The sequence below is a fragment of the Halohasta sp. A2 genome (genome assembly GCF_056175805.1).
The window spans coordinates 1-390 of record NZ_JAQFWV010000228.1 but is presented as its reverse complement, the minus strand read 5'-3'; the positions used below and the strand labels follow the sequence as shown (position 1 = coordinate 390).

1 pseudogene is annotated in these 390 nt (G+C 53.8%); it reads left to right on the top strand.

The annotated features are described in order from the left end of the window. Window positions 1-390 (top strand): annotated as a pseudogene (locus O2S87_RS18920) (ISH6 family transposase); the annotation flags it as partial.

Genomic DNA, 390 nt, shown 5'->3' with positions numbered 1-390 from the left:
CGTCGCCCGACACCATCCAGCGGCGAGTCAAAGACTACGGTCAGAAACTCTCATCGTTTGTTTCTGACCACATTCCAGGTACAGAAGCTGGCACCGTCATCCCGGACGGGACAAAGTGTCATAGTCAGGATGACGACCGTAGTCAGCACGAGGTTCAGATCACACTCGCGGAAGACGATGATGGTGAAACTCGATCCGTGCTTGATGTCTCGGTTAATGCTGACTGGACCAACATAGCGGGTGAGCTTGACGAGCAGAACGCAATCACTGACGACGCAGCGGTCGTCAGTGATAGCGAAGACAGACTTGTGACGGCCTTTACTGCCAAAGAACGGTACCACCAACTCGATTTGGTACATGTTCCACGGTCGCTCAGACACAGGCTATCCG